This is a genomic window from Roseibium sp. AWQ4_290, from assembly GCF_056160985.1.
This window is the reverse complement of sequence record NZ_JBSWYG010000013.1, coordinates 18,919-36,129: the sequence shown is the minus strand read 5'-3', so window position 1 is coordinate 36,129 and position 17,211 is coordinate 18,919. Positions and strand designations below refer to the sequence as shown.

General features: G+C 62.5%; 17 protein-coding genes. 6 read left to right on the top strand and 11 right to left on the bottom strand.

Going from position 1 to position 17,211, the window contains the following annotated elements:
- Positions 1–74: 74 nt before the first annotated feature.
- From sigJ to ACXAH0_RS14255, 8 genes are all read right to left on the bottom strand, one after another.
- Positions 75–989 carry an RNA polymerase sigma factor SigJ gene (sigJ, locus tag ACXAH0_RS14290; RefSeq protein ID WP_475192295.1) on the bottom strand — a complete coding sequence of 305 codons (915 nt, stop codon included), beginning with the start codon at positions 987–989 and terminating at the stop codon, positions 75–77.
- 15 nt (positions 990–1,004) lie between these two features.
- The gene (locus ACXAH0_RS14285; RefSeq protein WP_475181738.1) at positions 1,005–1,436 is read right to left on the bottom strand and encodes a carboxymuconolactone decarboxylase family protein; all 432 of its coding nucleotides are present in this window, start codon (positions 1,434–1,436) and stop codon (positions 1,005–1,007) included.
- 181 nt (positions 1,437–1,617) lie between these two features.
- Complete coding sequence (locus tag ACXAH0_RS14280; RefSeq protein WP_475192293.1) at positions 1,618–2,952, bottom strand: sigma-54-dependent transcriptional regulator; 1,335 nt, start codon at positions 2,950–2,952, stop codon at positions 1,618–1,620.
- A gap of 4 nt (positions 2,953–2,956) precedes the next feature.
- On the bottom strand, positions 2,957–4,753 hold the full coding sequence (locus tag ACXAH0_RS14275; protein WP_475192291.1) for a sensor histidine kinase: 1,797 nt from the start codon (positions 4,751–4,753) through the stop codon (positions 2,957–2,959).
- 71 nt (positions 4,754–4,824) lie between these two features.
- Entirely contained in the window at positions 4,825–5,910 is a 1,086-nt protein-coding gene (gene modC / locus ACXAH0_RS14270; protein ID WP_475181725.1) for a molybdenum ABC transporter ATP-binding protein, read from the bottom strand.
- Positions 5,903–6,610: a molybdate ABC transporter permease subunit gene (gene modB / locus ACXAH0_RS14265; RefSeq protein ID WP_475181722.1), complete on the bottom strand. Its 708-nt coding sequence runs from the start codon at positions 6,608–6,610 to the stop codon at positions 5,903–5,905. The genes modC and modB overlap by 8 nt, the downstream gene beginning before the upstream one ends.
- A 48-nt stretch (positions 6,611–6,658) precedes the next feature.
- Complete coding sequence (modA, locus tag ACXAH0_RS14260; RefSeq protein ID WP_475192288.1) at positions 6,659–7,423, bottom strand: molybdate ABC transporter substrate-binding protein; 765 nt, start codon at positions 7,421–7,423, stop codon at positions 6,659–6,661.
- 4 nt (positions 7,424–7,427) lie between these two features.
- On the bottom strand, positions 7,428–9,047 hold the full coding sequence (locus ACXAH0_RS14255) for a GMC family oxidoreductase (protein WP_475192286.1): 1,620 nt from the start codon (positions 9,045–9,047) through the stop codon (positions 7,428–7,430).
- Between the two features lie 204 nt (positions 9,048–9,251).
- Here ACXAH0_RS14255 and ACXAH0_RS14250 point away from each other — a divergent pair, with 204 nt between their 5' ends.
- The 4 genes from ACXAH0_RS14250 (at position 9,252) to ACXAH0_RS14235 (ending at position 12,459) form a co-directional block, all read left to right on the top strand.
- Entirely contained in the window at positions 9,252–10,418 is a 1,167-nt protein-coding gene (locus ACXAH0_RS14250) for a hypothetical protein (protein ID WP_475192285.1), read from the top strand.
- 81 nt (positions 10,419–10,499) lie between these two features.
- The gene (locus ACXAH0_RS14245) at positions 10,500–10,964 is read left to right on the top strand and encodes a DUF1203 domain-containing protein (protein ID WP_475181707.1); all 465 of its coding nucleotides are present in this window, start codon (positions 10,500–10,502) and stop codon (positions 10,962–10,964) included.
- 182 nt (positions 10,965–11,146) lie between these two features.
- Positions 11,147–11,980 (top strand): isocitrate lyase/PEP mutase family protein, encoded by an 834-nt coding sequence (locus ACXAH0_RS14240; RefSeq protein WP_475181704.1) that lies wholly within the window; start codon positions 11,147–11,149, stop codon positions 11,978–11,980.
- Positions 11,977–12,459, top strand: coding sequence for a GNAT family N-acetyltransferase (locus ACXAH0_RS14235; protein WP_475192283.1), 483 nt, complete (start codon positions 11,977–11,979; stop codon positions 12,457–12,459). The genes ACXAH0_RS14240 and ACXAH0_RS14235 overlap by 4 nt, the downstream gene beginning before the upstream one ends.
- Before the next feature lie 119 nt (positions 12,460–12,578).
- On the opposite strand, the gene ACXAH0_RS14230 is transcribed toward ACXAH0_RS14235, so the two are convergent.
- Complete coding sequence (locus tag ACXAH0_RS14230; RefSeq protein WP_475192282.1) at positions 12,579–13,748, bottom strand: citrate synthase; 1,170 nt, start codon at positions 13,746–13,748, stop codon at positions 12,579–12,581.
- An 85-nt stretch (positions 13,749–13,833) separates the two neighbouring features.
- Here ACXAH0_RS14230 and ACXAH0_RS14225 point away from each other — a divergent pair, with 85 nt between their 5' ends.
- The gene (locus ACXAH0_RS14225) at positions 13,834–14,937 is read left to right on the top strand and encodes a citrate synthase/methylcitrate synthase (protein ID WP_475192281.1); all 1,104 of its coding nucleotides are present in this window, start codon (positions 13,834–13,836) and stop codon (positions 14,935–14,937) included.
- 51 nt (positions 14,938–14,988) lie between these two features.
- Here the strand turns inward: ACXAH0_RS14225 and ACXAH0_RS14220 are convergent, their stop codons facing one another.
- The gene (locus ACXAH0_RS14220) at positions 14,989–15,738 is read right to left on the bottom strand and encodes a tellurite resistance TerB family protein (protein ID WP_475181690.1); all 750 of its coding nucleotides are present in this window, start codon (positions 15,736–15,738) and stop codon (positions 14,989–14,991) included.
- Positions 15,739–15,983: 245 nt separating this feature from the next.
- Here ACXAH0_RS14220 and ACXAH0_RS14215 point away from each other — a divergent pair, with 245 nt between their 5' ends.
- Positions 15,984–16,415 (top strand): hypothetical protein, encoded by a 432-nt coding sequence (locus tag ACXAH0_RS14215; RefSeq protein ID WP_475181685.1) that lies wholly within the window; start codon positions 15,984–15,986, stop codon positions 16,413–16,415.
- Positions 16,416–16,707: 292 nt separating this feature from the next.
- Here the strand turns inward: ACXAH0_RS14215 and ACXAH0_RS14210 are convergent, their stop codons facing one another.
- The gene (locus ACXAH0_RS14210) at positions 16,708–17,175 is read right to left on the bottom strand and encodes an Lrp/AsnC family transcriptional regulator (RefSeq protein WP_475181682.1); all 468 of its coding nucleotides are present in this window, start codon (positions 17,173–17,175) and stop codon (positions 16,708–16,710) included.
- Positions 17,176–17,211: the final 36 nt, after the last annotated feature.

Here is a 17,211-nt window from a genome sequence, read left to right as displayed (position 1 = left end):
CTGAGAATGGGTGGAGTCCGACACATGGACGCTGACCGATGTGTCGAAACCGACACATCGGGGCGCCTGCGCGGCTATTGCTGAAGACCCCCGCTTTTCAGGTCATGGCGGAGCGGTATGGCAAGCCGGTGCAGCTTGTCCGGATTGCGGATGACAAAGACCCGGGCAATCGTGCCGTCGGGTGCATATCCGAGGGTCAGGGCCGTTGCGAGGCCGGCGTCCTGAAAGACCACAATCCCGTGGAGCCCGTTAATCCCGAGAGGTTCCAGGCGGGCGCCGGACAGGAGCCGCCCCAGGATGCGTGCCAGGTATTTTGCAACCTTGTCCCGGCCTTCCAGAATCCGGCGCAATGCCGTGGCCTTGCCGCCGCCATCGGATTGGAACTGCACCGTTTCGGCCAGCAACCCGGACAGGACCTCCACCGAACCGCTTTCCAACGCTGCGAGAAAAGCCGACAGCATGCGCTGCTGATGGTCCGGGCTGGGCATGTGGTTGGTGGCGGTGCCTTTGAGATGTTTGGAGGCGCGGGAGACCAGCTGGCGGCAAGCGGCTTCTGACAGGCCGAGGGCGGCAGCCACCTCAGCATAGGACTGGCCGAACACGTCCCGCAACAGATAGGCCGCCCGTTCCTTGGGGCTCAGCCGGTCCAGCAGAAGAAGAAAGGCGGTGGTGAGAGACTGGGCCCGGTCCAGATCCGCCTCCGGGTCTGAGGCCGCTTCCACCTGAAGCGGTTCGGGGATCCACGGGCCCACATAGTCGAGCCGTTTCCTGCGGGCCGCCTTCAAATCGTCCAGGCATCTGTTGGTGCAAATGGACGTCAGAAGCGCACTCCCGTTGACAACGGTGGATTTGTCAATATTCCGCCAGCGCAAAAACGTGTCCTGCACCGCATCCTCCGCATCGGCCATAGAGCCCAGCATGCGATAGGCAAGCCCGAGCAATCGCGGGCGTGCCCTTTCAAAGACAACACTGTCGGACGGGTCTGTCATCTCGTCTCTATGGTCTCAGTGATTGGAGATCTGCATCCGGTTCCACAGATTGATCATAGCCACGGCCGCTGTCATTGCACTGATGCTGGCCTCATCAAAATGAGCACGCAAGGTCTTCCGTAGAGGCGCATAGTCCATTTTCGGGTCAAGTTCCGTCAAGGCTTCGGCCCAGGCAAGAGCTGCTTTTTCCGCGTCGGTGAAATCGTCCACGTAGCGCCAGACCGTCAGCCGCTGCAAGCGCTCCTGGCGCTCGCCGTCTTGCAAGGCTTCGCTTGTGTGCATCATGACGCAATACGCGCATTGATTGATCTGCGAGACCCGCAGATCCAACAAATGGCGCAATCCGGGTGACAGAGGTGACTTACCGATCTCGCCGCTGGCAGCCAGAAATCTCTTTAAGATCGAAGGAGCGAAGTCCTGATGGTGGATGGCATCTTGGTGTTTCATGGGTGTCTTCCGTAAGAAATTCGGGGAGGTGACACTTCCTTGACGAGTGAGCGCTGCAGTTTGTGACAGGCGCCAGGACTTTTCTGCTTCGAAGATGCGTTGCAACAATTCCAATGCTGGACCGGGATGTGTTTGCTTTTGCAGACGAAAGTGCCTTTCGTCTCAAGGCCAGACAAAGGCCTCACCCAAGAGCGGTGTCCTCCCGGCCGAGGCCGTATTTGCGCATTTTCTCATAAAGGGCTTTGCGAGAAAGGCCGAGACGCTCATAGGTGGGTTTGATGGCGCCGTCATTGCGCTGGAGTTCAGTGGCAATCAGAGCTTTTTCAAACCCGGCCACCTGATCGAACAGGCTGTTGCCCGGGCCGGCTGCCGGGTCTGGCTGCTGTTCCAGACCCAGCACGAACCGGTCGGCCACATTGCGCAACTCGCGCACATTGCCCGGCCAGTCCCGGGCCATCAGCCCGGACAGATAGGCGTCGCCGATATCGGGGATTTCCCGCCGGTAGCGGGCCCGTGCCTCCACAGCCAGATGCCGGAACAGCAGGGGGATATCCTCCAGCCGGTCGCGCAAGGGGGGGATGGACACATGGACCACATTCAGCCGGTAGAACAGGTCGAGACGGAAGCGCCCGTCCTTGCCGGCGGCTTCCAGATCCTCCTTGGTGGCCGCTATGAAGCGCACATCCAGGTCAATGGTCCGGTTGGAGCCGAGCCGCTCAATTGTGCGGGTCTCGATCACCCGCAACAGCTTGACCTGCAATTCCAGCGGCATGGATTCGATCTCGTCGAGAAAGACCGTGCCGCCATGGGCGTGTTCCAGCTTGCCGATCCGCTGGCCGCTGGCCCCGGTGAAGGCGCCTTTCTCGTGGCCGAACAGTTCCGATTCGATGATTTCCGCCGGAAGGGCCCCACAATTGAGGGCCACAAAGGGCCGGTCCTTGCGCGGGCCTTCATCATGCAGCGCCCGGGCGACGACCTCCTTGCCCGATCCGGTCTCGCCCAGGATCAGGATATCCGCATCGGTCGTGGCCAGGGCCGTTACATTCTTGCGCAACAGGTCCATGGCCGGGGTGCGGCCGACCAGACGGCTTTCCAGCCCGGTCCTGTCGGCCAGTTCTTCCCGCAGCTTGCGGTTTTCCAGCACCAGACGCCGCTTGTCGAGCGCCCGCTCCACAACGGAGGCCAGATGGGCGACGGAAAACGGTTTTTCCAGAAAGTCATAGGCCCCGGCCCGCATGGCTTCGACCGCGAGCGGCACATCGCCATGGCCGGTGATCAGCACCACCGGCAGGGCCGGATCGATTTCAAAGGCCCGGCGCATCACGGCAAATCCATCCGTGCCCGGCATGCGGATGTCGGTGACCAGAATACCGTAAAACTCCCGGGTGATGCGCTCCAGGGCGGCTTCCGGACGGCCGGTGGCAAAGACGTTCTGGCCGGTCAGCTCAAGCCCCTGGCTGAGCGAGCCCCGGAGCGCGTCTTCATCGTCCACCAGCAAAACCGTTGCCTGATCCATCACCTTATTCCGCAGCCATGACCCTGGTATCGGCGGCCGGCAGGCGCATGGTGAAAACCGCCCCGCCGCCGTCGCGATTCGCTGCTTTCAGCGATCCGGAAAAGTCATGGACGATTTTATAGGCGATGGACAAGCCCAGTCCGAGCCCGGCGCCGACATCCTTGGTGGTGAAAAACGGGTCAAAGATCTGCGGCAGTATGTCTTCATCAATGCCGGGCCCATTGTCGGCCACATGCAGCACCGCCTCGTCCCCTTCCCGCGCAAGCGATAGGGTGATCAGTGGTGCGGGGCAGGACTGGACCGCATCAAAAGCGTTGGACAGAAGGTTGATCACCACCTGCTCCAGGCGGATATGCCCGCCTTCGACAATGATATCCTCCTGCGGCAGATCCACGGAGAGCACAAAGCCGCTCTGTTTGATCTGGGGCTGCAGCAGCAGCAGGGCCTCGTCAATCACCTGGCGCAGGGACACGGGCTTGATATCGGTGCCCGACTTGCGGGTGAAGCCCTTCAGGGTCTTGGCGATTGCGCCCATGCGCTTCACCATGCTGCCGATCCGGGTCAGATTGTCCCGGGCCTCCTCGGACCGGCCCCGGTCGATCAGCATCCCGGCGATTTCCGCATCAGTGCCGATGGCGGCAAGCGGCTGATTGTATTCATGGCTAAGCGCTGCGGACATGCGCCCAAGGGTGGCGAGCTTCGCGGCCTGGACCAGTTCCGCCTGGGTCTGGCGCAGATTGGCTTCGGCCTGCTGCCGCTCCCGCACCTCCCGTTCCAGATGGGTGTTTGCGCGGCGAAGTTCTGCTGTTCGGCTTTGCACCCGCCGTTCCAGCCTGAGGGCTGCAGCCCTGTTGCGGCGCTCGGTGCGCAGGAATTCCTGGCGGCGGGCCACAACAAGCCCCAGGCCACCGGCTGCGATGACGCAGACCAGAAGGGCGATCAGCATGGCCCAGCCCGATTGCTGACGCGCCTCGCCGATTTCCACCAGGGTCACGACTTTCCAGCCCAGAACCGGCACATTGGCGGCAAGCTGCATATGGGGCTTGGCCGCGTTGGCCCCCGGCAACAGAAGCTTCAACCGCCCCGGCAGGGCCAGATCGACAATACGCCACGTACCGTCCAGCCCGGCAAGGGACTTGCCGCGCAGCTCCGGCCGGTTGGAAACGACCACCTGTCCGGCCCTGTTCAGGGCCAGGATCGGGTCCTTGCTGAGCGCCCAGGCCTGTTCCACCTTTTCAAGGCTCACCCGGACCGCAACCGCTCCCAGAAACCGGCCATTCTGGCGCAGCGGTGAGGCAAAGACATAAGACGATGGCGTCGCCGGCGTGCCGGGGATCAACTCCCGCCCAAGCTGGCCTTGCCGGACCTGGGTAAAGGCGCCGGGGATCATCTGCGCGCCGCCAAGGGCATGGGCCGGGACCTTGTGCTGGCTGGAGACTATCACTTGGCCTTCAGCATCCATCAGCCAGATTTCCTCTGCGCCGGACATGCCGGCGGCAATGGCGGCAATGCCCGGCTGCATCGCATGCTGCTCGTCAAAGAAAAAATCCTGAATATCCGCACCCCGGGCCAGAAGCGGCGACAGCAGGCGGAACTTGTCCAGAAGACGTTCCAGCACGGCGGTCTGCACGGCCAGATTGGCCTCTGCCCGGGTGCGTGTCTCTGCAAGTGTGATCCGGAGGCTGGCCAAGCCGGTCAGAACGACAATGACCAGGGTGGTCACGACCACTCCGGCCCCGATGCCGATCTTGAGCCTGCGCCAGTTGGTGCGCCAATGTCCGGACCTGTGTCTGCGTGTCATCGCACCAGTATACGGGAGGATGCGGTTGTCCCAAAGCGCGCTGTGTGGAACGGCAGGTATTCTGCGCTTTCTCAAACGAGGCTGCGCTGGCGCCGGTCGATGGCCACACTCTTGATCAGCACGGTGACCTCTTTGCCGGTGGCCAGTTCCAGATCGGCAACGGACGCACGGGTGATGCGGGCGCGCAAGGTCTGGCCCTGCAGGGCACACAGGATTTCTGCGTAGGGGCCAGATTCTTCCGAGATGCTGGTGATCTTCGCCTGAAAGGCGTTGCGGATCGACAGGCCGGTTGGCGGTTCGGCCGCCAGCGCCACGTCCCGGGCCCGGATGCGCAGGCGCACTGTATCGCCTGCCTCGGCGGGAAGGTCCGGGATCTGCAGGATGGCTCCGCCAATATCGACAAAGGTCAGGCCCCAGGTGCTGTCGACCCGGTCCACCGTGCCGTGCACCAGCGCGCCCGCCTCGTGGCGGCCGGTGGCGCGGCCGAGATCGGTCCGGGTCAGCATGTCGGCCACCGGGCCATAGGCCGGCGTTGTGCCGTCCGACAGGATCACAAGCGTGCTGGACAGGCGCGCAACTTCCTCGATCGAATGGCTGACGTAGAGAATTGGCAGATCCGCTTCCACACACAGCCGGTCGAGATAGGGCAGAATGCCGTTGCGCCGGGCCTGATCCAGATTTGCCAGCGGCTCGTCCATGATCAACAGCTGCGGATCGGAAAGCAGCGCTCGGCCGATGGCCACCCGCTGCTTTTCCCCGCCTGACAGGGTCTCCGGTTTGCGGGCCAGAAGCGGCTCCAGCCCCAAGAGCCCGGTCACTTCGCCAAGCTCCCGCTTGCCCTTCCGTCCCCCCGCCCAGCGGGCATAGGTGAGGTTGGACTTGACGCTCATATGGGGAAAGAGGCGGGCCTCCTGAAAGACATGGCCGATCCGCCGGGTCTGAACCGGCAGATTGATGCGCTTGTCCGCGTCGAACAGGACCCGGCCATTGAGCACAATGCGCCCGCGTTTCGGCCGGACGAGCCCCGCAATCATATTGGTCAACGTGGTTTTGCCCGCGCCGGACTGGCCGAACAGGGACGTCACCCCGCCCGGACTTTCAAACCGGGCCTCAAAGGCAAAGGTGCCGATGTCTCCGGCAATATCAACCTCAAGCACGGGCGCCTCCCAGCCTGGCCTTCAGGCGGTAGGCCAGAAATTCGGAGGCGATCAGGGCGGTAAAGGCCACAAAGGCCGCAATCAAAGTCAGTCGGAAGGCGGCCAGATCGCCGCTTGGGGTCTGGGTGGCGGTGTAAAGCGCCAGCGCCAGTGTGCGGGTTTCGCCGGGAATGTTGGAGACAAAGGTGATGGTGGCGCCAAACTCGCCCATCGCCTTGGCAAAACCCAGGATGGCGCCGCCCAGAATGCCGGGCAGGGCCAGCGGCAGGGTGACGGTCACAAAGCTGATGATCCGGTGCGCGCCCAGGGATTTCGCAGCATCTTCCAGTTTCGGATCGACTGCTTCAAAGGAAAGGCGGATCGGGCGGACAATCAGTGGAAACGCCATAACTCCTGCCGCCAGGGCTGCACCGGTCCAGGTGAAGGCAAAGCGGAGGCCAAACACCTCATCAAGAAAAGCACCCACCGGGCCCTTGCGGCCAAAGGCCAGCAGCAAAAGATAGCCGGTGACAACCGGCGGCAGGACGAGGGGCATATGCACCAGAGCATTGACCAGCCCATGGCCGGGAAAACGGCTGCGGGCCAGAAGATAGGCAACACAGATGGCGGCGGGCAGCGCAACGGCCAGCGCAACGGCGGCGACTTTCAATGTCAGAAGCAGAGCCTGCCATTCGGCGGGTTGAAGCTTGATAAATTCCACGCGCAGGCCCGGGGTTTTAAGATCACAGGACTGCCCCGGCAGGGCAGCCTACTTGATCTTATCCGTCACAAAGCCCAGGGAGCGCAAGATCTCTTGTGCCTCCGGGCCGGTGACAAAGGACAGAAACACGGTGGCCCCGGGCGCTGTGGATATTGTGGTCCGCGCCGCCAGATAGCGGATCCTGGGATGGCTGTCCTGCGGCAGTTCCACGACTTCGCTCACCTTGGGATCGATGGCCGCGTCCGTTCGGTAGACAATGCCAAGGGGGGTTTCGCCCCTGGCAACGGCGGCAAGGGCGACCCTGACATTTTCCATCGGCGCCAGCTGTCCCGACACGCTCTGCCACAAGCCGAGGGTTTTGAGAGAGGCCTTGCCATAGCGCCCGGCGGGAACCGTCTCCGGATCGGCAATTGCCAACCGCTCTCCGCCGAGCCTTTGGGACAGGCTGTCAGGTGAGAGGCGGAGCGGCGCGGCGCCTTCCGGCCCGACCAGCACAATGGCGTTGGAGGCAACCTCCTCGATGGAGGATTTTACCACCGCATCTTCTGCGGCCACATAGTCCATCCAGTCGGCATCTGCTGACAAAAACACGTCTGCGGGTGCGCCTGCGGCCACCTGCCGGGCCAGCGTGCCGGTTCCGGCAAAGGAAAAAACAACCTTTGTGCCGGTCTGGGCTTCAAAGGCGGTCCCGATCTGCTCCGCCGCCTCCCGCAGGCTGGCGGCAGCAAACACGGTTAGCTGTTCAGCCGAGACGGGCAGCAGCCAGGACAGCAGAAGAAAGCAGGTTAGTCCAAGACGGGCGAAACAGCGCATGGGTTCAGGCCGCACCGGCGCTTCTGCGGTCTGCCTTGATCATGTCGGAGCCTTTTTCTGCAATCATCACCGTTGGCGCATTGGTGTTGCCGGAGGTGATTTTTGGCATCACGGAGGCGTCGATCACCCGGATATTGTCGAACCCGCGTAGTCTTAGCCGCTCATCCACCACCGACCCCTCGTCCACGCCCATGCGGCAGGTGCTCACCGGATGGAAGATCGTGGTGCCGATCTCGCCCGCAGCCCGGCTCAGGTCTTCTTCGCTGGTCAGATCCGGTCCGGGAAGATGCTCCTGCGGCTCGTAGGGCTGCATCGCCGGGGCGGACATGATCTTGCGGGCCAGGCGGATGGAATCGGCGGCAACCCGACGGTCCGCCTCCGCTGACAGATAATTGGGGCAGATCTCCGGCTGCTGTGTCTTTTGCGGAGCGGCGATATGGACATGCCCCCGGCTTTCCGGGCGCAGATTGCAGACGCTGGCGGTCATCGCCGGGAAGGGATCCAGCGGCTCGCCGAATTTCGACAGGGACAGGGGCTGGACATGGAATTCCACATTCGCCGTCTCAAAGGACGGGTCCGTGCGGGCAAAGGCTCCCAGCTGGCTCGGGGCCATGGCCATCGGGCCGGAGCGCTTGAGCAGATATTCCAGCCCGATCTTGGCCTTGCCGTACCAGCTGCTGGCCAACTCGTTCAGGGTGAGTACATTCTTCACCTTGAAAATCGGCCGGAGCTGCAGGTGATCCTGAAGATTTTCGCCCACATTCGGCAGGGCGTGGCGAGGCTCGACCCCGGCCTTGCGCAGAACATCCGGATTGCCGATGCCTGACAGTTCCAGCAATTGTGGCGAGCCGATGGCCCCGGCGGCCAGCAGCAATTCCCCGGCCACCGTTACCTTGGCAGGCTGACCGGCAACCTCCAGATCCAGGCCGGTGGCCTTGCCGGTTTCATAGGTGATCCGGTCCACATGGGCTTCGGTCACCACCTGAAGGTTCGGCCGGTTGCGGGCCGGGCGCAGGAAGGCCCGGGCCCCGTTCCATCTCCAGCCCGATTTCTGGGTCACCTGAAAATAGGCGGAGCCGAAATTGTCGCCGTCATTGAAATCCTGGGTCTTGGGAATGCCGGTCTGTTCGCAGGCGTCCCGGAAGGCATCCAGGATTTCCCAGGACATGCGCTGTTCTTCCACGCGCAGGTTGCCACCCTGCCCGTGCATGTCGTTGTCCCAGGCATAATGGTCTTCGGACTTGCGGAAATAGGGAAGAACATCGTCCCAGCCCCATCCGGTCAGTCCCAGCTGGCGCCAGTGATTGTAGTCCCAGGCCTGGCCGCGCATATAGATCATGCCATTGATAGACGAACAACCGCCCAGAACCTTGCCGCGCGGATAGAGAAGCGAGCGGCCGTTGAGACCGGGATCGGGCGCCGTCTTGAAGCCCCAGTCCACACGTGGATTGCCGATGCAATAGAGATAGCCGACCGGAATATGCACCCAGATGTAATTGTCCCGCTTGCCTGCTTCCAGAAGCAGAACTTTGACAGACGGATCTTCCGACAACCGGTTGGCCAGAACGCAACCCGCCGTTCCGGCGCCGACAATCACATAGTCCCAAGAACCAAGGTCGCGCATAGTTCCTCCTATCGGTTGTTTTTGCGATGGAGCACGGCAGAGGGGGGCGGTCAAGTTAGCCACATAGGGGAGGGCCTGCAACCCATCGCCGCGCCGGGGAGGCGGGGCGGTTTTGCGCTGTTTGCGACCTGTGCTTTCGTTTACCTCATCCTTACACAGCCTTGCGATTGTCGCGGAGGTTCCCTCCGGCGAGGCTTTTAAAACATGCCCAATTTGGCCCAACGCAGTCTGGAAGGCGGTTGTCTGGCTGTCTTCACCCTGCTTTGCCGTCTTTACCGTCCCGTGCGCGGCTGGATCGGCGGGGGTGTGCTGGGCGTGTTCATTGTAATGACCGCCGCCGTCGTTCATCTCTTTCCGGTTTCCAACTGGGACATGCTCGCCTATACGGCCGTTATGCTGGAACCGGAGATCCCGGACCCGCAAGCCCTGCACCAGCGGGCTTATACGGCGGTGAAGGACAATATCCCGGCAGGCGCCTATGCCACCTTGACCGGCGACCGGCCCTACCGCATCCGTCAGGCGGAGGATGCGACGGCTTTCGCCACCATGCTCGGCTTCTACCGGCTCAAGATCCTTTATGTTGAAACAGCCCGCCTGTTGGCGCCCTTCACAGGGCCGGTGGAGGCGCTTCGGCTCATCTCGCTGGCCTCCGCCCTGGGGCTGGGCGGCGTGCTTCTGGTCTGGCTGGGGCGCAGCGGCTGCCTGATGTATGGGCCCGTCGTCGTGGCGCTGCTGATGGTCTCTGCCTTCGGCTATACGGCCGAACTGTTGTCACCGGATCTCTACGCAGCCTTTTTCCTGGTGCTTGCCGCGCTGCTTTATCTGGAAAGGCTTGACCTTCCGGCCGCCCTCAGCCTCTTGGCCGCGTTTCTGGTTCGGCCCGACCATCTGGCCTTTATCGGGGTCTTTTTTGTGTTTGCGGCTATTTACGGTCCGGGCCGCTGGACCATGACTTCCTGCTTTGCCCTGTGCACCGGTCTCTATCTCTGGCTCACGAAAGGCGCGCATCATCCGGGCTGGTGGATCCATTTGTGGTTCACCCATATCGAGTATGTGCCGACCCTTGAGGGTTTTGATCCACCTTTTTCCATCGCCGCTTACCTCGAAATTCTGATGCGCTCAACGGTGCGCGCGCTGATGGGCTTCACCTGGCCTGCAGTGCTGTTTGCGCAAATCGTGTTTTTTGCCAGATGCCTCTCTGTGGAAGCCATGGAACTGCGTGCCAAGGTGCTGCTTTTTGCGGTGTTTGCGTCCGTCTGCGCGAAATATCTGGTGTTCCCGCATTACGAGACACGGTTCTACCTGCCCTATCTGGTGATCATGGGCATGATCCTGCTGACCTCGTGGCACCGGCAGCAGCGGCCGGTGTGAGCCGGCTCGCAAATCGGGTCGTCTTGGGTGGCTCCGTTTTTTATAGGTCTGTGGGTCCAAACCAATGGAGACCTGCCCACAATGTTTCAGATCCACCCCCTGCCCGCTGACCCGTTCACCAAGCTTTTCGGCCTGTCCGATCGGCAACTGGCGTCGCATAACGTGCAAGCGCATATCTCTGACGGCCAGTTTCCCTGCCGCGTGTCACTGGAAGATGCGCCAGAGGGGGCACGGGTGCTGCTCCTGAATTTCGAGCACCAGTCCGGGGACAGCCCCTACCGCTCCCGCCACGCTATTTTTGTCCGCGACGGGGCTGTGGCGCGCCAGCCGGACGCGGACCGTCTTCCGGCTTCCATCTCCAGCCGTCTTCTGTCCGTGCGGGCGTTCAATGCCGCGCATGAAATCATTGAGGCGGATGTGATTGACGGGAAGGAGGCCATCCCGCTGATTGAGACGTATCTCGCCAATCCCGAGGCGGACTACCTGCATCTGCATTATGCACGGCGCGGTTGCTTCGCCGCCAAGGTCACCCGAGCTACGCCCTGAACACACGCAAAAGGTGCGTTTCAACAAAAATCTTCCTTAAGGAGAGTTTTCCGGCCGGTGCCCAATTTTTTCTCTAAACTGGAACTGGTTTTTGCCGGTCTTGTTTGAAACCGTGTGCGCCGACAGCGGCACCGCGGACAAGAGCGGCAGAGCCGGACGAAACTGGTAAGGAGGATCGGACCATGCGAAGCGCAGCAGAACGGCGGACCGCTTTCAAGGCCCTGCATGACGGCGGGCGGGCGTTCCTGATGCCCAACCCGTTTGATATTGGCACCGCCCGCATCCTGGACGGGATGCGGTTTGAGGCCCTGGCCACGTCCAGTGCCGGGTATGCCTGGACCCGGGGTGTAAAGGATGCGGAAGGGCTGATCAGCCGGGAGGATGCCCTCGCCCATGCGGCCGATATCATTGGCGCAACCGATCTGCCGGTGAACGGGGATCTGGAAAACGGCTTCGGCGACAGCCCCGAGGCGGTGGTGGAAACTGTGAAAGGCGCCATTGAGGTTGGCCTTGCGGGCTGTTCGATCGAAGATTACACGGCAGATCCCAACAGGCCCTATTACCCGCTTGACGAGGCGGTCGAGCGGATCAAGGCAGCGGCGGACCTGCGCAACCGGCTGGCCCCGGATTTTGTTCTGACAGCCCGCAGTGAAGGACCGGTCAGGACCCAGCATGAACTGGACAGGACCGTGACGCGCCTGAAGGCCTTTGCCGCAGCCGGGGCGGATTGTGTCTATGCGCCGGAACTGAAAGACCGGGACCAGATTGCAGCTGTGCTTGCGGGGGTCGGCGCGCCGCTCAACATTCTTGCCGGCCGCAAGCAGTTTCATCTGACCCGCAAGGAGCTCGCCGACCTTGGCGTTGCCCGGGTCTCGATCGGGTCCGGCCTTGCGCGGATCGCGCTCGGCGCGTTTTTTGCGGCGGCAGAAGACATGAAAGATGGGGGCTCTTTCGGCTGTTTTGAAAGAGCGGAAGGCTTCGCCGAATTTGATGCTTTCATGAGGGGCAGCGCATGACGCCGGACACAGAAACCGCAAGCCGGGAGGGATTTGAACGCGCGGGATCGCAGGACGAAAGGCCTCTGGTGGATCTCGCCCGGCGGGCCTATGAGGTCTTTATCCCGGTCATGAACGCCGTTCCTGCGCCGATGACGGCGGATTATGGCGCACTGATCCGGGAGGCTGAAGTCTGGGTGCTGCGTGGCGAGGCAGGCCACCTGGGGGCCAGCCTGGTGCTGGTGCCGCAGGACGCGTATTTGCTAATTGACAGCATTGCCGTTGACCCCGTCCGTCAGGGTGAGGGTCTTGGGCGGCAGCTTTTGGTCATGGCCCAGGACCGGGCCCGGGAAATGGGCTATGGGGAGGTGCGGCTCTACACCAATGTTCTGATGAAGGCGAACAGGGCCTGGTACAAACGCTCCGGCTTTGAAGAGACGGGCGAGGAACAGCGCGGCGACAAACGCATTGTGCATTTGCGCCGCATGCTGGCGGGGTAAGATAAGGCAAAAGACGTGCGCCCTGCGGACTGGTGTGTCCAGAACGAAGCTTTGTAACAATTTCGGCTGGGGCTTAAGATCCGGACACCGGTCCGGGAAAGCGCAGCCAGAGGTTGGTTTTATTCCGGGCGTTCGCCGATATAGGCGGCGCGGGGGCGGATCTTTTCGTGGCTCTTATACTGCTCGAATGTATGGGCGATCCAGCCGGAGATCCGGCCCGCACAGAAGATTACCTTGCCCGCATCCTTGGGCAGGTCATAGACTTTTTGTAGTACCGACAGGGCGAAATCGATATTTGGCGGCAAGCCAAACAGTTTGTCCGCCGCAGAAATCAGTTCCGGCAGGCGGGCCACAAAGGGCTGTCCGGCTTCTGTTGAGACAAGCAGGTCCAAAAGACAATCCGCTCTAGGGTCCCGTCCCTGATAGACGGCATGGCCGAACCCGGGCAGGGTCTCGCCCCGGGCCAGCCGGTCCGCGAACACGTCCTCAAAATCCGTCTCGGGCTGGAGGGTGGCGAGCCAGGCGGCTGCCCGGTCCGGCGCAGCGCCGTGCAGCGGTCCGAAAAACGCCCCGAGGCCGGACATCAGCGCCGCATGGAGTGGCGCCCGGGTGGAGGCTGCACAGCGTGCTGAAAAGGCGCTGGTGTTCAGCTCATGATCGGCAGACAGCACCAGGGCGGCCCGGATCAGCGACTTTCCAGAGGATGACAGCCCATAGGCGTTGGCGATCTGGGTATGGACGGGCTGGTCCGAGGGCTCTGTTCCCAGAAGGGCGGCCACCGAATAGCGCAAAAGGGCCGCCGCCTTGGTGTGGAGCAGCTTCGGGGCAAGGGTGTAGGCGGCCTTGTCCTGAAGCGGCCAGGCGGCAAGGGCCATCATCAGCCGGTCCAGCGGCGCCAGCCCGGCGGGCATGGGGGGGGCAGGACGCGGCACATTGCCGGCAAAGGGGTCGTCTTCGGAAGCCCAGAGCAGGGTCGCAACTGTTTCCAGGGTGGAGGTTTGGGCCAGGTCCCGGGCTCTGCGGCCCCTGTACACCGGCCCGTCTTCGCTGATCAGCGTCAGTTCTGTTTCCAGCACCGGGTCTCCGCTCAGCGGGTGGGCGCCGGTATGGTCTTCCGCCTGGCGGCGGCCCTTCAGCCGGCGCACATCCGCAGCGTCATAGCGGCGTTTCTTGCCGGGACCGGCCACGGAGGCAATCAGACCCCGGCTGACATAGGCATAAAGCGTTGCGGGCTGGACACCGAGTTCGGCGGCGGCTTCCCGGGCGGAGAGGTAGATTGGTGTGCTCATATCTTGATTGTATTAATCAATATTGATCAATTCAAGTTGGGTCCTCTTAGTGAGCGCAGCCTCAGGCAAACCAAAGGAGAGATCCATGACCGATGTGCCAAATCCCACCCGGATGACCCAAGACACCGCCGCCGGGCTGGAAGGGGTTGTCGCCGCCTTCACCCGCCTCAGCCATGTGGACGGTCAGAACGGCGTTCTGGTCCTGCGCGGACGCAGGATCGAGGACCTGGCCGGAAAACTGTCCTTCGAAGAGGCCGTCTCCCATCTGTGGCAGGACCACATTCCGGCAGACCCGGACCGCGTGAAACAGGCTTTTGGTGCAGCCCGGCAGACCGCCTATTCCCTGCTGCCGGTTCTGGAACAGGCAGGGGAAACGCTGAGCGTCTATGAACGCATGCAGCTGGGGCTTGCCGCGCTGCCCGATGAGGGCACTGGGCAGGATGGTCTCACGATTTGCGGCGCCCTGCCCGTTTTTCTGGCGGCATCTTTCCGTCTGAAGACCGGCGCTCAGCCGGTGCAGCCGGATCCGGACCTGTCGGCGGCAGCCGATCTCCTGCGGATGCTGGACGGCACACCTGCCACCTTCAGCCGTATCAGCGCGCTCAACCGCTATCTGGTCACCATTCTCGACCATGGCCTCAACGCCTCCACCTTTACCGCCCGGGTGATCGGCTCAACCCTTGCCGACCCGAAACAGGCGGTGCTGGGGGCGATGGGAGCCTTGAGCGGGCCGCTCCATGGCGGCGCGCCGGGGCCGGTCCTCGACATGATCGACGCCATCGGCACGCCGGAGAAGGCCGGGGCCTGGATTGAAGCGGCGCTTGAGCGCAAGGAGCGGCTGATGGGATTTGGTCACCGCATTTACCGGACCCGCGATCCGCGTGCGGATGTTCTCAAAGAAGGGCTGAAGCTGCTGGGGCGGGACAGCCCAAAGGCCCGGCTTGCCGAAGAGATTGAAGCCGCAGCCCTGGCGGCGCTGAAAAAAGCCAAGCCGGACCGGGCGCTGCAAACCAATGTGGAATTCTATACGGCCGTGCTTCTGGATGCGATTGGCATTGACCGCAGCCTGTTCACCCCGCTTTTTGCGGTTGGCCGCACACCCGGCTGGTGCGCCCATATGCTGGAACAGCAGGAGACCGGCAAACTGATCCGTCCGGCCTCCCACTATGTCGGGCCGGTGCCGCAGTAGCGCTGCATGCCCGTGGCGCCGCCCCGGTTTGGCAACCGGGACGGCCCAGGCTCATTCGGCCAGTTCCGCCTCGCGCACGGCCAGTTCAATCTCGTTGATCAGCCCTTCTTCCAGACCGAGGCGGGCGGCCAGCATCTGAAGATAGGCTTTTTCCGCCGGATGGTCCGGGTTGATCGCAAGGCGGGAGGCGGCATAGATTTCGGCCGCTGTTTCCGGGCACGAAGCGCTGGCGACAATCTTGTCGAGATCCAGCGGAGCCCGCAATTCATCCATCAGAAATGCCTTGGCCTCCCTGTCGAGCCCGGCTTCGTCGATCTTGGCAAAGATCCGGTCCTGCTCTTGCTGGTCGATATGTCCGTCTGCCTTTGCGGCCCCAATCATGGCCGACAGAAGGGAAACGGCAAATCCGTTTTCGCCCCCGGGCTGCTCCGCCGGATCGAAGGCGGTTCCGCGCGGTGCCTCCAAGGGCACCAACTCGTCCTGCGGATAGTGCGGGCGCGGCTCATTTTGCTGGTTGGCCCGGTGGCCCTGATAGGCCTTGTAGGCAAGACCGGCCACCAGCGCGAGCCCGCCATAGGTCACGGCTTTTTTGCCCAGCTTGCGCCCGGATTTGGAGCCGAGCATCAGCCCGGCAAGACTGCCAAGCGCAAGGCCACCGCCCTGGGAAGTCAGGAAATCCTTGCCCTGCGACAGGAGATCCCCCGATCCGCCGCGCTGTGAGGGCGCACCAGAACGGCCGCCCTGCGGGCCTCCGGCCTGGCTTCCCAGAAACTGATCCAGCAAGGATTTTGCATCAAACATGAATGGCTCCCATAAATATCCCCGGTCAGGGCGGACGTAACGTGACCTAACAGATGGGACTTTTGCCCGCAGGTGCAAGATTGTGCTGGCGGATCGCATGGGCTAGCAAGCAGGCCTCCGCCATCTTTCAAGGGAAGCCGCTCTTGCCGCTATCAGGATCCAGGTTTTCTGCCGCCGTCCTTGCTGTCTTGCTGCCCACTGCCGCACATGGCCCGCCCGCGCCCGCGCCCGCGCAGGCATCGGGTTTGTCCGGCAAAGCGGAGGCATATGACCCGGTTCCGCAGGAAGACAACGCAGCCTATTTCGGCGCGCTGGCGCAGACAGGCAGCAGCGCAACGGCAAAGCTCTACCGGTTTGTGCTGGACGAAAAACGTTCCGGCGCCCGTGCCATCTTCCATGTGGTTCAGGACCGGGGCCAGCCGCAAGGCGGGACTTATCCGACCTATGTGTTCAAAGTGGCAGACGGCAACAGCCCGCTGGTGTTGCTGGTCAAAACCACCGCCGGTAAGAAGCTTTACCTGGCCGATGGCACGCCGGCGCCGTCAGATTGTCTTGTGTCCGCCCAAAAAGGCTATTCGGATCTCTGCCTGTTAAACGGAAAGGGAGAGCCCGCCCCGGACCTGCCCGGCCTGCGCAAGGATGTCTGGTCGGATCTGATCAAACTGTTCGGGTTTTAAGGCAGGGAGAACCCGGGAGCAACAAACCGCCGCAAAGGTCAAGCTCCTGCGCGGTGCCGTCTCTTTTCAAGGACCCGTATCTCCCGCTCTCCCTCCTCTTGAGGAGGGCCTATGGACCGGCTCGAAAGAGGAGCGGCACACTCGGAACAAGGGGCGGAGCCTTCAAGACCGGCCTGCGTCCGCCCTCTGAATGAGGCGGAGTTTTGGTCGGCGGACGGGGGAGCATCAAGGATGCCGTACCAGTGAGGCCGCCCCTGCGGTCTGGAGGCGCAGTCGCAGAAAGGGCCGTCTTCTAACCAAGCGGCAGCAGATTGTCGTCTTTCAGAGTTTCCATGGCGATGGACGAACGCACATTCTGGACCGCTTCCTGGGGCAACAGCTGGTCGTTGATGATCCGGCTCAGGGCCTTCAGGTCCGGCACCACGATCTTCAGCATATAATCCACATCCCCGGTCAGTGTGTGGGCCTCCTGCACCTCCGCCATGGCCGTGACCATGGTGCGGAACGTGCGCGCGTTTTCCCGGCTGTGGGCCCCCAGCGTCACCCCCACATAGGCCGTCACGGTGAGACCGAGGGCCTCCGGGTCGAGCGCGGCCCGGTAGCGCCGGATGGTTCCGCTCTCTTCCAGCTTCTGCCGCCTGCGGGACACCTGGCTGGCGGAAAGGCCAATCACGTCCCCCAACTCCGAATTGGTCAATGCGGCATTTTGCTGGAGCGCCGCCAGAAGTTTCATATCAAAGCCATCAAGCGCGTATGTCATGCGTAAAGATCCATTTTGTTGCAAGTATTGTGCATA

Excerpts from the sequence above, each read along its gene's own strand:
- ACXAH0_RS14245 (WP_475181707.1), top strand. The coding sequence starts at position 10,500 with ATGTTTCAGATCCACCCCCTGCCCGCTGACCCGTTCACCAAGCTTTTC.
- sigJ (WP_475192295.1), bottom strand. The coding sequence starts at position 989 with ATGACAGACCCGTCCGACAGTGTTGTCTTTGAAAGGGCACGCCCGCGA.
- ACXAH0_RS14225 (WP_475192281.1), top strand. The coding sequence starts at position 13,834 with ATGACCGATGTGCCAAATCCCACCCGGATGACCCAAGACACCGCCGCC.
- ACXAH0_RS14255 (WP_475192286.1), bottom strand. The coding sequence starts at position 9,047 with ATGCGCGACCTTGGTTCTTGGGACTATGTGATTGTCGGCGCCGGAACG.
- ACXAH0_RS14275 (WP_475192291.1), bottom strand. The coding sequence starts at position 4,753 with ATGACACGCAGACACAGGTCCGGACATTGGCGCACCAACTGGCGCAGG.
- modA (WP_475192288.1), bottom strand. The coding sequence starts at position 7,423 with ATGCGCTGTTTCGCCCGTCTTGGACTAACCTGCTTTCTTCTGCTGTCC.
- ACXAH0_RS14280 (WP_475192293.1), bottom strand. The coding sequence starts at position 2,952 with ATGGATCAGGCAACGGTTTTGCTGGTGGACGATGAAGACGCGCTCCGG.
- ACXAH0_RS14240 (WP_475181704.1), top strand. The coding sequence starts at position 11,147 with ATGCGAAGCGCAGCAGAACGGCGGACCGCTTTCAAGGCCCTGCATGAC.
- ACXAH0_RS14285 (WP_475181738.1), bottom strand. The coding sequence starts at position 1,436 with ATGAAACACCAAGATGCCATCCACCATCAGGACTTCGCTCCTTCGATC.
- ACXAH0_RS14210 (WP_475181682.1), bottom strand. The coding sequence starts at position 17,175 with ATGACATACGCGCTTGATGGCTTTGATATGAAACTTCTGGCGGCGCTC.
- ACXAH0_RS14235 (WP_475192283.1), top strand. The coding sequence starts at position 11,977 with ATGACGCCGGACACAGAAACCGCAAGCCGGGAGGGATTTGAACGCGCG.
- ACXAH0_RS14220 (WP_475181690.1), bottom strand. The coding sequence starts at position 15,738 with ATGTTTGATGCAAAATCCTTGCTGGATCAGTTTCTGGGAAGCCAGGCC.
- ACXAH0_RS14230 (WP_475192282.1), bottom strand. The coding sequence starts at position 13,748 with ATGAGCACACCAATCTACCTCTCCGCCCGGGAAGCCGCCGCCGAACTC.
- ACXAH0_RS14250 (WP_475192285.1), top strand. The coding sequence starts at position 9,252 with ATGCCCAATTTGGCCCAACGCAGTCTGGAAGGCGGTTGTCTGGCTGTC.